The sequence below is a fragment of the Microbispora sp. NPDC049125 genome (genome assembly GCF_040802045.1).
GTDB lineage: Bacteria > Actinomycetota > Actinomycetes > Streptosporangiales > Streptosporangiaceae > Microbispora.
The window spans coordinates 259,218-272,952 of record NZ_JBEZDW010000001.1; the positions used below are offsets into that span (position 1 = coordinate 259,218).

Below are 13,735 nucleotides of genomic sequence, written 5' to 3' on the forward strand. Positions count from 1 at the left end.
ATCGCCCGGTGAGCGTCCAGCGGGCCGCGCAGCTCGAGTACTCCGAGCTCCAGGCGGCGATGCTCGACGAGGGCAAGCGCCGCCGGAAGGCCGCCAAGATCATTGCTGTCCTCGCGCACTTCCTCGGCAGGGACGCCGCCGAGCCCGGCGACGTCCTTTCCGGGCTCACCGTGGCCGACGTCGGGTGCTCGGCCGGCTTCATCGCCGACGAGCTGGCCGCGGCGGGCGCGAGCCGTACGCTCGGGGTCGACATCGACGTCCCCGGGCTGAGGAAGGCGGCGGAGCGCTTCGGCTCCCGCGTCGGCTTCGTCTGCTCGGACGGCGGGGCGCTGCCCTTCCCGGACGGCTCGGTCGACGTGCTGGTCTTCAACCACATCTACGAGCACGTGGTGGACCCGGACGCGGTCATCGCGGACATGCACCGGGTGCTGTCCGACGACGGCGTGCTCTACCTGGGCCTCGGCAACAAGCTCGGCGTGATGGAGCCGCACTACAAGTTGCCGTTCCTGTCCTACCTGCCGCCCGCCGCGGCGGACCGGTACGTCCGGGCGTTCGGCCGTGCCGACAACTACTACGAGCGCTTCCGCACCCGCGCGGGCCTGCGCCGGATGCTCGCGGACTTCCACGTATGGGACTACACCTTCCCCGTGCTCGCCTCGCCGGAGCGGTTCGCCGGGGGGGAGCTGTTTCCCGGGCCGGCCGGCCGCGCCGCGAAGGGCGCCCTTGAGCGCACCCCGCGCCCCGCGCTCAAGGCGCTCCTGCCGGTGGTCCCCACCTACCTCTGGGTCGCCACCAAGACGCCCCGGCGCCCGCTCGGCGCCGGTCTCCCGCAGCCGCCGGAAGCCGTCCCCACCCCATGAGCACCTCCCTGAGCACCTCCCTGAGCCCCGCGTGAACCGGCGCAAGGCCGTCCGCACCCTGTTCCTGCTCGTCGCGCTCGGCTTCGGCGTGTGGGCGGTGGCCGGTCAGTGGTCGAAGGTCTCCGCCGGTCTCACCCGGCTGACCTGGCCCGAGCTGACCGGTTCGCTGGTCGCCGTGCTGGCGGCGCTGTCCGCGGGGATGATGATGTGGCGGGCGCTCCTGGCCGATCTCGGCTCACCGCTGGCCCTCCCCGACGCGGCGAAGATCTTCTTCGTCGGGCAGCTCGGCAAGTACATCCCCGGGTCGCTGTGGCCGGTCCTCGCGCAGATGGAGATGGGCCGCGACCACGGCATCCCCCGGTCGCGCAGCGCCGCCGCGTTCTTCCTGACCTACCCCATCTACCTGGGCAGCGGCCTGCTGGTGGCCGTCTTCACGCTGCCCGTGCTCGCCGGGCAGTCCGTCGCGCGGTACGCCTGGCTGCTGCTGCTCGTCCCCGTGCTCGCAGTGGCCCTGCACCCCCGTGTGGTCAACGCCGCGATCGGCTTCGGATTGAGGCGGCTGCGCAAGCCTCCGCTCGAACGGCCGCTGAGCCGCCGCGGCGTGCTGACCGCGCTGGGCTGGGCGCTCGCGGGCTGGGCGGCGTACGGCGCGCACCTGGCCCTCATCGTGCACGGGCTAGGGGCCACCGGGGCCGACGCCGTGATCTTGAGCTTCGGCGCCTTCTCGCTGGCCTGGTGCCTGGGCTTCCTCGTGGTCATCGCCCCGGCGGGCGCGGGCGTCCGGGAGGTCGCCATGTACGCCGCGCTGGCCCCCGTGCTCGACCAGTCGTCGGCCGTCGCCGCGGCCCTGTGCTCCCGGCTCGTCGTCTCGGTCGGCGACCTGGTCTGCGCCGGCCTGGCCGGGCTCGCGTCCCGCCGCGTGGTGGACTCCGAAAGGGAGCCCGCGGCGAAGGGCTGACTTTTCCGGCTAAACGGAAGATCATGCAAACATCTGGTGATAGTCCGCGATTACGTGGAATAGCCGCGAAATTCGCAGTGGCGACATGGTCGTACATGTGACTTCCCTCACTTTTGCGGGGAAGTCCGCAATAGAGTGAAGGTGGAGGGTGCCCGGGGGAGGACGTCCGTTCACGGGCGCGCGCCCCCAGGAGAGCCCTCGCAGGACGACAACGGGACGACCGAGTCCACGCGAGCGCGGCACCACCGCCGGCGGGGCTCACCGAGGGGAGCGATCAACTTGACACCCCGAGTGCTCATCGACGCCGCCGCCGTCCCCGCCGACCGCGGGGCCCTGATCAGGTACGTCGATGGACTGGTCGCCGCCCTTCACGAGGCGGGCGCGGACCTCGCGGTCGTCTGCCAGCGGGCGGACGCGGAGCGGTACGGCAAGATGGCCCCCTCGGCGACGATCCTGTCGGGCCCGGCCACCCTCACCAACCGGAGCAAGCGCCTCGTCTGGGAGCAGACCGGGCTGCCTCTCCTGGCCCGGCAGGCCGGCGCCGAAGTGATCCACGCTCCCTACTACTCGATCCCCCTGCGGTCGGGCCTGCCCACCGTGGCCACCGTGCACGACCTCACCTCCTTCACCGACCCCGACCAGCACGACCCCGCCAGGGCCTCGTTCTTCCGCTCCGCCACCCGTACGGCCGTGCGGTACGCCAACCGGGTGATCGTGCCGTCCAAGGCGACGAGGGAGGAGCTGGTCCGGGTGCTGGGGGCCGATCCCACCCGGATCGACGTGGCCTACCACGGCGTCGACCCCGCGCTGTTCCACCCGCCGTCGGACCGGGAGGTGCGGCGGGTCGCCGACCGCGTCGGCCTGCACGGCCACCCGTACGTCGCGTATCTCGGCCTGCTGGAGCCGCGCAAGAACGTGGCGAACCTGATCCGCGGCTTCGGCGGCGCGGTGGCGCACCTCGCGTCACCACCGGCGCTGGTCCTGGCCGGCGGTCCGGCGTGGGACGAGGAGGTGAACGCCGCGTTGGCCGCGCTGCCGCCGAAGGCCAAGGTGCTACGCCCCGGCTACCTGCCCTTCTCCGACCTGCGGGGTTTCCTCGGAGGCGCGCTCGTCGTCGCGCTCCCGTCCCGGGGCGAGGGGTTCGGGCTGCCCGTGCTGGAGGCGATGGCCTGCGGCGCGCCGGTGCTGACCACCCACCGGTCCTCGCTGCCCGAGGTGGGAGGCGAAGCGGTGGCGTACACCGAGCCGGACATCGACGGCATCGCGGCGGCGCTGCGCGCGCTGCTGGAGTCGCCGGACCGGCGCGCGGCGCTGTCGGAGGCCGGTGTCGACCGGGCCCAGGAGTTCACCTGGCAGCGCTCGGCCGAGGCCCATCTCGTGTCATATCAGCGGGCGGTGGGCGGGTAGCGCTAACCTCTCGCTGTGAGGGACAGTTCATTGCGTTCGTCCGAGGGACTCGAGGCGATCCTGCTTGTGGGAGGCCAGGGCACTCGCTTGCGACCCCTGACGCTTCACACGCCGAAACCACTGCTGCCGACGGCGGGGGTTCCCTTCCTCGCGCACCAGCTCGCGAAGGCCCACTCCTACGGCGTACGACGCGTTGTCTTCGCCACCTCCTACCGGGCCTCGATGTTCGCCGATGCGTTCGGCGACGGGTCCGCTTTCGGCCTCGAGATCGTCTACATGATCGAGGACAGCCCGCTCGGCACCGGCGGCGCCATCCGCCACGCCGCCGACGCGCTGACCTGCCCGCCCGGCGCCCCCGTGCTCGTGCTGAACGGCGACATCCTGTCCGGCCACGACATCGCCGCGCAGGTGGACCTGCACGTCTCCCGTGGCGCCGCGGTGACCCTCCACCTCACCGAGGTCGAGGACGCGTCGAGGTTCGGGTGCGTCCCGACCGGCGAGGACGGCCGGGTGACGGCGTTCCTGGAGAAGATGCCCCACCCTGTCACCAACCGGATCAACGCCGGCTGCTACGTGTTCCAGCGCTCCGTCATCGACTCGATTCCCTGCGGGACGGTCGTCTCGGTGGAGCGGGAGACCTTCCCCGGCCTCATCGAGGCGGGCGAGCCGGTGCTGGGCTACGCCGACACGTCCTACTGGCTCGACGTCGGCACTCCGGCGGCGTTCGTCCAGGGCTCCGCCGACCTGGTCCTCGGCAGGCTCGACTCGCCCGCCCTCCCCGGGCCGGCGGGGGAGTTCCTCCTGCTCGACGGCGCCGTCGTGTCACCCGAGGCCAAGGTCACCGGTGGCACGGTCGTCGGCCGCCGCGCGGTGGTGGAGGCCGGAGCCAGCGTCCGGGGCAGCGTCCTCGCCGACGACTCGGTGGTGGCGTCCGGCGCCGTCGTCGTGAACTCCGTGGTGGGCAGCGGCGCCCAGGTGGCCGGCGGCTCCGTGCTGCGCGAGGTGGTCGTCGGTGACGGCGCCCGCATCGGGCCAGGCAACGAGCTCACCTCCGGCATGCGCGTCTGGCCGGGCGTCGTCCTGCCCGAGTGCTCCGTCCGCTTCTCCAGCGACGCCTGACCCGGTCCGTACGGCTCCCACGTCGCGGCAGACTTGGTGGGTCGCGGCAGACTGGTGGGGGAGGCGAGCACGATGCCACTGGGCGGGAACGGCGCAGGAGCCACGCCGCGCGAGCGCGGGTGGCGGCCCGCCACGCCGGTGGACGCGGCGCTGACGCTGTCGCCCCACCGCCGCGGCGGCGGCGATCCCGCGTGGCGGCGCACGCCCGACGGCGCCATCTGGCGCACGTGCCGCACACCCGAGGGCTCGGGCACCTTACGGGTCGTGACGGCCGGGGCCGAGGTCCGCGCCCAGGCGTGGGGGCCCGGCGCGCAATGGCTGCTGGAGACGCTGCCGCGCCTGCTGGGGGCGGACGACGACGTGGCGGGCTTCGCCGCCCTGCTGGCCGAGCTCGCGGGAGCCGCCCGCCGCGACCCCGGGGCGGCGCGGGCCGCCGCGTTCGTGGCCGGCCTCGCCGCTCGCCATCCCGGGCTGCGGATCGGCAGCTCGCTGCGGGTCTTCGAGGCTCTCGTGCCCGCCGTTCTGGAGCAGAAGGTCGTCGGCCGGGAGGCCTGGCGCGCCTGGCGGTGGCTGATGCGCAAGTACGGCGAGCCGGCTCCCGGGCCGGCGCCGGAGGGGATGGCCGTCGCGCCGCCCCCCGAGGTGTGGCGGGCGATCCCGTCGTGGGACTGGCATCGGGCCGGAGCGGAGGCCGTACGGGCTCGCACGATCGTCAACGCCGCCCGGCACGCCGGCAAGCTGGAGACGACCGCCGGGTCCGGCGAGGCGGACCGGCTGCTGCGCGCCCTGCCGGGAGTCGGCGTGTGGACCTCCGCCGAGGTGCGGCAGCGGGCCCACGGCGACCCGGACGCGCCCAGCGTGGGCGACTTCCACCTGCCCTCCATCGTGGGGTGGGCGCTCACGGGCCGGAAGACGGACGACGCCGGGATGCTCGAACTCCTGGAGCCGTTCCGGGGGCACCGCCACCGCGTGGTCCGGTTGATCGAGCTCAGCGGCGTCCGGCCCCCCGCTCGCGGCCCCCGGATGGCGGCCCGGGACTACCGTTCCTTCTGATCCCGCCCCGATCCCGGCGTCTCCCGGCCTGATCCGGCGCCTCCCCCGGCGATCATGAAAACGTGACCGCGGGGGCTGGGCGCGCCTGCCGTACCCACGGGTCGTAGGGTGCGCCTATGACGGCAGACCAGGCCCCCGACGGCAGCAGCGCCGGTCACAGCGGCGACTTCGCCCCCCGTAACAGCTCTGATCATGCCGCCGGCACCGGCGGTGATCGCGATACTCCGAGGGCCGCCGCGTCCGGTTCCGGTGCTCCGAGCGCGGACAGCGGGACGCGCCGCGCCCTCGCCAGAGCGAGGGACGGCAAGACGCTCGACGTGGCCGAGGCCGCGATCCTTCTGCGGGCCCGCGGCGACGACCTGGAGACCTTGCTCGCCCACGCCTCCCGGGTCCGGGACGCGGGGATCGCCGCCGCCGGGCGGCCGGGCGTCATCACCTACAGCCGCAAGGTCTTCATCCCGCTGACCAGGCTGTGCCGGGACCGCTGCGGCTACTGCACGTTCGCCACCGCGCCGCACCGGCTCCCCGCGGCGTACCTGTCGCCCGACGAGGTGCTCCAGATCGCCCGCGACGGCGCGGCGATGGGCTGCAAGGAGGCCCTGTTCACGCTCGGCGACCGGCCCGAGGACCGCTGGCACCAGGCGCGGGAGTGGCTGGACGCGCACGGCTACGACGACACGCTGTCGTACGTCCGGGCCATGGCGATCCGCGTGCTGGAGGAGACCGGCCTGCTGCCGCACCTCAACCCGGGGGTGCTGACCTGGCGCGACCTCCAGCGGCTCAAGCCGGTCGCGCCGTCGATGGGCATGATGCTGGAGACCACGTCCGAGCGGCTGTTCACCGAGAAGGGGCAGCCTCACCACGGCTCGCCGGACAAGGACCCGGCCGTACGGCTGCGCGTGCTTGAGGACGCCGGGCGGTCGAACGTGCCGTTCACCACCGGCATCTTGATCGGCATCGGGGAGACGATCGAGGACCGCGCCGAGTCGATCTTCGCGATCCGGCGGGTGGCCAGGGAGTACGGCGGCGTCCAGGAGGTCATCGTCCAGAACTTCCGCGCCAAGCCTGACACGGCGATGCGCGGCATGCCCGACGCCGACCTGCATGAGCTGGCCGCGACCATCGCGGTGACCCGGCTCGTGCTCGGGCCGAAGGTGCGCGTCCAGGCCCCGCCGAACCTGATCGGCGACGAGTTCGCCCTGATGCTGCGGGCCGGCATCGACGACTGGGGAGGCGTCTCCCCGCTCACCCCCGACCACGTCAACCCCGAGCGCCCCTGGCCGCAGATCGACGACCTGGCCGCCCGCACCGCGGCGTCCGGGTTCGACCTGCGGGAGCGCCTCACGATCTACCCCGAGTACGTCCTGGCGGGGGAGCCGTGGCTGGACCCCCGGCTGCGCGACCACGTGGCGGCCCTCGCCGACCCGGAGACCGGGCTGGCGCGGGAGGACGCGACGCCCAAGGGCCTGCCCTGGCAGGAGCCGGACGGCGGTTTCGGGGCCGGGCTCCGGACGACCGGCCGGGCCGACCTGCACACCGCCGTCGACACCGAGGGCCGTACGGCCGACCGGCGTGACGACTTCGACAACGTCTACGGCGACTGGGAGGCCCTCCGGGACCGCCTGCCGCGCGAGAGCCGTACGGTCCGCGGCGGTGTTGCCGGCGGTGTTGCCGGCGGTTTTGGCGGCGGCCTTGGCGGCAGGATCGACGGCACGGTGCGCGCGGCCCTCAAGCAGGCGGAGAGCGACCCCGCCCGGTTGAGCGACGATCAGGCGCTCGCGCTGCTCGACCTCGCGGGCGACCCGTCCGGCGCCGGAGCCGATGACGCCGGGCTGGACGAGCTGTGCCGGATCGCGGACGGCCTGCGCCGGGAGGTAGCGGGTGACGACGTCACCTACGTGGTCAACCGGAACATCAACTTCACCAACGTCTGCTACACCGGCTGCCGGTTCTGCGCGTTCGCCCAGCGGCGCACCGACGCGGACGCGTACACGCTGTCGCTGTCGGAGGTGGCCGACCGCGCCGACGAGGCGTGGGAGGCCGGCGCGACCGAGGTGTGCATGCAGGGCGGCATCCACCCGGACCTGCCGGGAACGGCCTACTTCGACATCGCGAGGGCGGTCAAGCAGCGACGGCCCGAGATGCACGTCCACGCGTTCTCCCCGATGGAGGTCATCAACGGCGCGAGCCGGACGAACCTGTCCATCGCGGACTGGCTGCAGGCCGCCCGGGAGGCGGGAGTCGACTCGCTGCCGGGCACGGCGGCGGAGATCCTCGACGACGACGTCCGGTGGGTGCTGACCAAGGGCAAGCTTCCCACCCGGGAATGGGTCGAGGTGATCACCACGGCTCACCGGGTGGGCCTGCCCACCACCTCCACGATGATGTACGGCCATGTGGACACCCACGAGCACTGGGTGAAGCACATCCGGCTGATCCGTTCGATCCAGGAGGAGACCGGCGGGTTCAGCGAGTTCGTCCTGCTGCCGTTCGTCCACCACAGCGCGCCCATCTATCTCGCCGGCGTGGCCCGCCCCGGGCCGACCGCCCGGGAGAACCGGGCCGTCCACGCTCTGGCCCGGATCCTGCTCCACGGGGCGATCGGGAACATCCAGTGTTCGTGGGTCAAGCTCCAGGACGGCCTGTGCCGCGACGTCCTCGACGGCGGCGTCAACGACCTCGGCGGGACGCTGATGGAGGAGACCATCAGCCGGATGGCCGGGTCCGAGAACGGGTCGTACAAGACGATCAGTGAGATCGCCGCGATGGTCGCGCCGACCGGCCGGCCGCTGCGGCAGCGCACGACGGAGTACGGCAAGCCCTCGGCGGAGCGGGTGGCGGCGGCGGCCGCGAGCGACGGCGTCTGCCGGAGCGTGCGCAGGAGCATCCCCCTGACCTCGCACTGACGGCGCGGGGCCCTCCCGCCGCCTCACCGCGGCGGGTGGCCTCGGGCTTGTCGGAGCAGGCTGCCAGACTCGTCGGCATGACTGACTCGGATCCGAAAGCGGATCTTCATCGATATTTGAGAACCGCCCGCGAAGCCCTGCTGCGGAAGCTGGAGGGGCTCTCCGAGTACGACGCCCGGCGGCCGCTCACGCCAACCGGCACCAACCTTCTGGGGCTGGTCAAGCATGTGGCCAGCGTTGAGCTCGGCTACCTTGGCGATGTCTTCGGCCGGCCCTCCGGCGAGCCGTTGCCCTGGTTCGACGAGGGTGCGGAGCCCAACGCCGACATGTGGGCGACTCCCGACGAGTCGCGCGAGCAGATCATCGCGCTCTACCACCGGGCCTGGGCCCATTCGGACGCCACCATCGAAGCCCTGGAGCTGGACGCGATCGGCCAGGTGCCGTGGTGGCCCGAAGAGCGGCGGCAGGTGACCCTGCACCGCATCCTCGTGCACATGCTCTCGGAGACCGAGCGGCACGCCGGGCACGCCGACATCGTGCGAGAGCTGATCGACGGCTCCGTCGGCCTCAGCTCAGAAGGTGACAACCTCCCCGAGATCGATCAGGGCTCGTGGGAGGCCTATCGCGAGCGCCTGGAGAACGCCGCGCGCGAAGCGGCCGGCGCACCCTGACGCGTGTTCTTTTGGATCTCCTCGCCTGATGCGGTCACCCAGGTGGCGCCTCGCCGCATTGCCGCCCCGTAGTGAGTTCGTGATCTCCGCCGGGGCCGGGGTGCTCGCCGGTGGAACGTGCTGTGGGTGCGTAGTTCCTGTGCTTCAGGTAGACCAACCGGCGAGATACCTCACTGGTCCCGCTCACGCCTCCCGGTTGCCGCTCCGCGCTCCGCCGGGACGCGTGAGCACCCAGGGCAGCGAACGTGCCTATGCCGCTCGCCTCGCAGGGGATCAGCGATGCGACTCGTCGAACCGGCTCGTGTTCGTGCCGAAGTGGCGGCGTTTGGGGTGGTGGAGGAGGGTCCAGGTGCCGTCGGGGTTGCGGTGGGTGGTGTAGCGGTGGGGGTGGTGGAATTTGTCGCGGTTGTGGTGGGTGCAGGCGGGGGCGAGCAGGTCGAGGTCGGTGGTGCCGTCGTCGATCCAGCCGTGGACGTGGTCGACTTCGGTCATGTCGGCGGGGATGGGGCAGCCTTGGCAGTAGCAGGTGGTGTAGCGGGCCAGCAGGGCGCGTCGTTGGGCGGGGGTGGCCAGGCGGGTGGTGCGGCCCATGTCGAGGACTTGTCCTTGGGCATTGATGACCAGACGGGTCAGGCGTGAGGTGCGGGCCAGCCGGTGGATGTCGCTGATCGGCAGCAGATGCCCGGTGGCGATCAGCAACCCAGGCGCGAGCCGATCCGGGGCATGCCCACACGTCCGACACGCATCCGCAGACGCCCCGGCATCCGCGGACGCCCCGGTACCCGCTTGGGTGCCCCGGTCTGCGCGTCCCCCGCTGCCCGCACCGGTGCCCATGTCCATGCGCGAGCCTGCGCCTGTGCGCATGCCGGTGTCCGCGCCCACACCCGCGCCCGTGTCTGTGCGCGGGCCGGTGCGCGTGCTGGCGCCCACGCCGGTGCCGGTGCCCGCGCGTGTGCTTGTGTCCGGTTGTGGGTGATGGTGGCCGGGCGGGGATGTCCCGCTGGGTGGGGCCTGCTGGCGGGAGTGCTCCTTGGGTGGCCGGGGGTGTCCGTGTTCGGGTTGGTGGGGTGTGGTGTCCGGCTGGAAGGTCGGGGTGGGGATCGGTTCGGCGGGCTGGCCGGGTTCGGCGGAGCGGGTGGGGTCGGCGGGTCCGGTGGCCGGGTCGCGGGGGCCGGTGGCCGAGTTGGGGGTGGTCGGGTCGGGGGTGGCAGTGGTCGGCTCGTCCGGGGTGTGGGCGTTGCAGGCAGTCTCCTGCCGGAGGTCGGCGGCCCGTCGGAGGCCGTCGTCCTGCCAAGTGCCGTCCTCGTCCTGCTGTTGGGGGGCGTCCTCATCCTGCCGGGGGTCGGTGTCGCTGCTGTTGTCCGTGTCGGGTGCGGCAGGTACGTCAGCGGGCATGGATTCGGCGCGGACCAGGACGAGGAGTTCGGTGGAGACCTTCTTGGTGAGCAGGGCGGCGAAGGCGTCGGCTTGGCGGACTCGCAATGGGCGGTCGTCGTCTTTGTCTTTGGGGCGGGCGTAGGCGGTCATGAACTCCACCAGCGCGGCGGCCGCCTCCCGCGGCAGGCGGAACTCTCCCTCGACTCCGCCGGTGTGGGACTGGCGGAGCTGCAGGAACCGGGCGGCGTAGTCGTCGTCGCATTCCTTGTCCAGCGTCCCCGGGTTCAGCAGCTCCCGCAGATACCGGCCGGCCTTGGCCACCTCGGCCGGTGAGGCGGTGTCGGCCAGCTCCGCCAAGATCGGCTCGGCCTGCGCGGCATGTTCGTCGCTCAACTTGGCGGTGACCGCCGTGATCGCCTCCACCGACCCCTCCGACAACAAGCCGGCGGCGAACCGCTCCCGCACCAAAGGCAGACGACCCAACTCCATGGCGATCCGCTTCATCCGAGCCGCACCAGCCCTGGTCATCCCCGGACCGACCCTCCCGACCCGGACTCCACCAGGACCCGCCGCATAGAGACCGCCTTCCTCAGGGCCGACCCCAGAGGAGTCGGCCGCAGGAGAGCCGACTGTGTCACTCGGGTCGGTCGCCCCAGAATCGGCGGTCGCCGGGTCGGTGGTTCCCGGGTCGGTGGTGGCCGCCGGGGGTGAGGTGGTTTGCCACCGTAGCCAGGTGCTGGTGGAGGCATGGCCATGCGCCTTGACCTCACCGGTGACATGCACCCGCTCCACCCGAGCGGCCAACGCGCAGGTCACCAGATCCCGCGCCCGCACCAACATCTCCGCCTCATCCAGACACACCGCAGCACTGTCAGGCAACACAGCGACCGCCAACCGAGCGGCGATCGCCAGCAACTCACCCGCCAACACACCCGACACATCGGCGGTAGCGCCATCGCTGTGCATGCGCCCCATATGGTCGTCATCCGACGGGTCGCCACTGGGGACCTCGCCACCGGAAACATCGTCGCTGACGACATGCCGCCGCGACCGGGTGGCATCCGGATCGAGCGGGGTGCCTCTGAGCAACTCAGGAACGGCGGCGCCGAAGGCGCGAGCGCCCCCGGTGATAGGGAAGGGCGGCAGGCTCGGGCGTTCCCCAGCCGAAGACTCGTCGACAAGAAAAGCCGCCACTGGAACCACCCCTTTCACCTGCCGTCAAGCGATCCAACTCCCCTCACGTTAATGGCCGCCACCGACAAAAACGGGTGGCGAACTTCTCATAACCCCAGCTCAGCGGGCTGAGATAAAGATCTACCTTAGGGGCTGGACTGATTGCGCCGACAAATTCCGACGCTCCCATGAGGTTCGGTGGAAGAGGCGTCGTAGCCGCATCTGGGCGCCGGTATGACCCGTTCGAGTGAGGCGGGAAAAGGCCTTCAGCCACGCAGGAAGGCGACCACCGCGAGGACACGGCGGTGGTCGTCCTCATCGGGGGGCAGGTCCAGCTTGGTGAGGATGTTCCCGATGTGCTTGCCGACGGCGGCCTCCGACACCATGAGAGCCCGGGCGATCGCCGTGTTCGACCTGCCCTCGGCCATGAGGGCGAGGACCTCTCCCTCTCTTGGGCTGAGGCGCCGCAGCGGGTCACGGCGGCGGCGCAGCAACTGCCGCACCACCTCGGGATCGACGACGGTCCCGCCGCCCGCGATGCCGGTCAGGGCGGTCATGAACTCCTCGACATCGCCGATCCGGTCCTTGAGGAGATAGCCGACCCCGGTGCCGTCGCCCGAGTCGAGGAGCTCGCTCGCGTAGGTCTGCTCGACGTACTGGCTGAGGACCAGGACGCTGAGGCGGGGGTGCGCTTCGCGCAGCGCGACCGCCGCGCGCAGGCCCTCGTCGGAGAAGCCGGGCGGCATCCGCACATCCGTCACGACGATGTCGGGGACGTCCCGCCCGACCGCGGCCGCCAGCGCCGTCGCGTCGCCCACAGAGGCGACCACCTCGTGGCCGAATCGGGTCAGCAGCGTGGACAGCCCCTCGCGCAGCAGCACGCTGTCCTCGGCGATGACCACTCTCAGCGGACGGTCGACGGGCACGCGATCTCCACACGTAGCAGGGTCGGGCCGCCGGCAGGGCTCGACAGCATCAGTCTGCCGTCGACCACCGAGACCCGGTCGGCCAGCCCGGCGAGCCCCGTCCCGGCCGAGGCGTCGGCGCCGCCCACGCCGTCGTCCCTGATCTCCACCGTGAGCAGCCGGCCGTCGAGGCGGCCGTTCACCCACGCGTGCTCGGCCTCGCTGTGCTTGGCCACGTTCGCCAGGCCCTCGCTCACGACGAAGTAGGCGACAGACTCCAGGACCTCGGGCAGCCGGCGGGGAATGTCCACACTGACCTCGACGGGCACCGGCGACCGGTCGGCGAGCTCCGCGACCGCGGCGGGCAGCCCGCGGTCGACGAGGATGCGCGGATGGATGCCGCGGATGAGGTCGCGGATCTCCGCCAGCGCGAGCTTCGCCTCCGCGTGCGCCCTGGAGACCAGCTCGTCTGCCTCCTCGCCCTGGGAGACCTTCGCCAGGCCCAGTGTCATGGTCAGCGCGACCAGCCGCTGCTGGGCGCCGTCGTGCAGGTCGCGCTCGATGCGCCGCCGTTCGACCTCGAACGCCTCGACCAGGCGGGTGCGCGAGCGGGTCAGCTCGGCGAGCCGTTCGCCGGATTCGGCCCGCGTGGGAGCGAGGAGCATGCGCGCCAGCGTGGCGTGTCCCAGCGCGAGGGCGGTCAGCGGGTAGGCCGCCAGGACGAGGATCACGACCCCGAGGGCCGCCGCCGCGAAGGCCTCGGGAAACGTCTCCAGCGGCCAGAACTTCAGCAGCGTGACGTCTCCGGTCTCCGCCATGCTCAGCGGGGCGCAGATCATGACGAGGGGCACGACGAGTCCGTACGTCACGGCGATCAGCTCGACGGGGCCCAGCACGGTGGCCAGCAGACCCGTGTAGGCCAGGGCCCGCCACGTCGCCTGCTCGCGGAGACGGGTCAGGGCCCATGCGCGCGGCCCCGGCCCGGCCGGGCGGTGCGGGGTGGCGACCGGCTCCGGATCGACGATCCGCAGTCGCCTGCGTTCGAGCGCGCCCACCGGGAGGCCGGCGAGCGCCACGGCCGCCAGCAGCGGGACGCCCACCAGGACGAGGGTGAGCACCGCCGACGTCACGAGCGCGGCCACCAGCAGCACCAGCACGACCGCGCCGATGCCCGCGCCCGTCACCAGGTAGGCCAGGGCGCGCCAGGGCAGGGAGGTCGCCGGCAGGTCGCGTCGCAACACGGCCTGCCAGGCGTTCTGTGGACGCACCCGACGACCCTACGGGGGTGCGGACGGACGCCTGAAGA

10 protein-coding genes are annotated in these 13,735 nt (G+C 72.3%); 7 read left to right on the plus strand and 3 right to left on the minus strand.

What is annotated here, in order from left to right; genetic code table 11:
* Positions 1 to 8 precede the first annotated feature (8 nt).
* The 7 genes from AB0B72_RS01120 to AB0B72_RS01150 all read left to right on the plus strand — a co-directional run bounded on the left by AB0B72_RS01120 (position 9) and on the right by AB0B72_RS01150 (position 8,974).
* Positions 9 to 860, plus strand: a complete 852-nt coding sequence (locus AB0B72_RS01120) for a methyltransferase domain-containing protein (RefSeq protein ID WP_367736222.1) — start codon at positions 9 to 11, stop codon at positions 858 to 860.
* 31 nt (positions 861 to 891) lie between these two features.
* Positions 892 to 1,818, plus strand: a complete 927-nt coding sequence (locus tag AB0B72_RS01125; protein WP_367736223.1) for a lysylphosphatidylglycerol synthase transmembrane domain-containing protein — start codon at positions 892 to 894, stop codon at positions 1,816 to 1,818.
* A gap of 279 nt (positions 1,819 to 2,097) precedes the next feature.
* Positions 2,098 to 3,225: a glycosyltransferase family 4 protein gene (locus tag AB0B72_RS01130; RefSeq protein ID WP_367736224.1), complete on the plus strand. Its 1,128-nt coding sequence runs from the start codon at positions 2,098 to 2,100 to the stop codon at positions 3,223 to 3,225.
* Positions 3,226 to 3,255: 30 nt separating this feature from the next.
* Positions 3,256 to 4,344 (plus strand): sugar phosphate nucleotidyltransferase, encoded by a 1,089-nt coding sequence (locus AB0B72_RS01135; RefSeq protein ID WP_367736473.1) that lies wholly within the window; start codon positions 3,256 to 3,258, stop codon positions 4,342 to 4,344.
* 72 nt (positions 4,345 to 4,416) lie between these two features.
* Positions 4,417 to 5,397: a DNA-3-methyladenine glycosylase gene (locus AB0B72_RS01140; protein WP_367736225.1), complete on the plus strand. Its 981-nt coding sequence runs from the start codon at positions 4,417 to 4,419 to the stop codon at positions 5,395 to 5,397.
* A 116-nt stretch (positions 5,398 to 5,513) separates the two neighbouring features.
* On the plus strand, positions 5,514 to 8,303 hold the full coding sequence (locus tag AB0B72_RS01145; protein ID WP_367736226.1) for a bifunctional FO biosynthesis protein CofGH: 2,790 nt from the start codon (positions 5,514 to 5,516) through the stop codon (positions 8,301 to 8,303).
* 116 nt (positions 8,304 to 8,419) lie between these two features.
* On the plus strand, positions 8,420 to 8,974 hold the full coding sequence (locus AB0B72_RS01150) for a DinB family protein (protein WP_367736227.1): 555 nt from the start codon (positions 8,420 to 8,422) through the stop codon (positions 8,972 to 8,974).
* A gap of 273 nt (positions 8,975 to 9,247) precedes the next feature.
* Here the strand turns inward: AB0B72_RS01150 and AB0B72_RS01155 are convergent, their stop codons facing one another.
* The 3 genes from AB0B72_RS01155 to AB0B72_RS01165 all read right to left on the minus strand — a co-directional run bounded on the left by AB0B72_RS01155 (position 9,248) and on the right by AB0B72_RS01165 (position 13,697).
* Entirely contained in the window at positions 9,248 to 11,326 is a 2,079-nt protein-coding gene (locus AB0B72_RS01155) for a DUF222 domain-containing protein (protein ID WP_367736228.1), read from the minus strand.
* Positions 11,327 to 11,790: 464 nt separating this feature from the next.
* On the minus strand, positions 11,791 to 12,450 hold the full coding sequence (locus AB0B72_RS01160; RefSeq protein WP_367736229.1) for a response regulator: 660 nt from the start codon (positions 12,448 to 12,450) through the stop codon (positions 11,791 to 11,793).
* On the minus strand, positions 12,429 to 13,697 hold the full coding sequence (locus AB0B72_RS01165; RefSeq protein ID WP_367736230.1) for a sensor histidine kinase: 1,269 nt from the start codon (positions 13,695 to 13,697) through the stop codon (positions 12,429 to 12,431). The genes AB0B72_RS01160 and AB0B72_RS01165 overlap by 22 nt, the downstream gene beginning before the upstream one ends.
* Between the last annotated feature and the right edge of the window lie 38 nt (positions 13,698 to 13,735).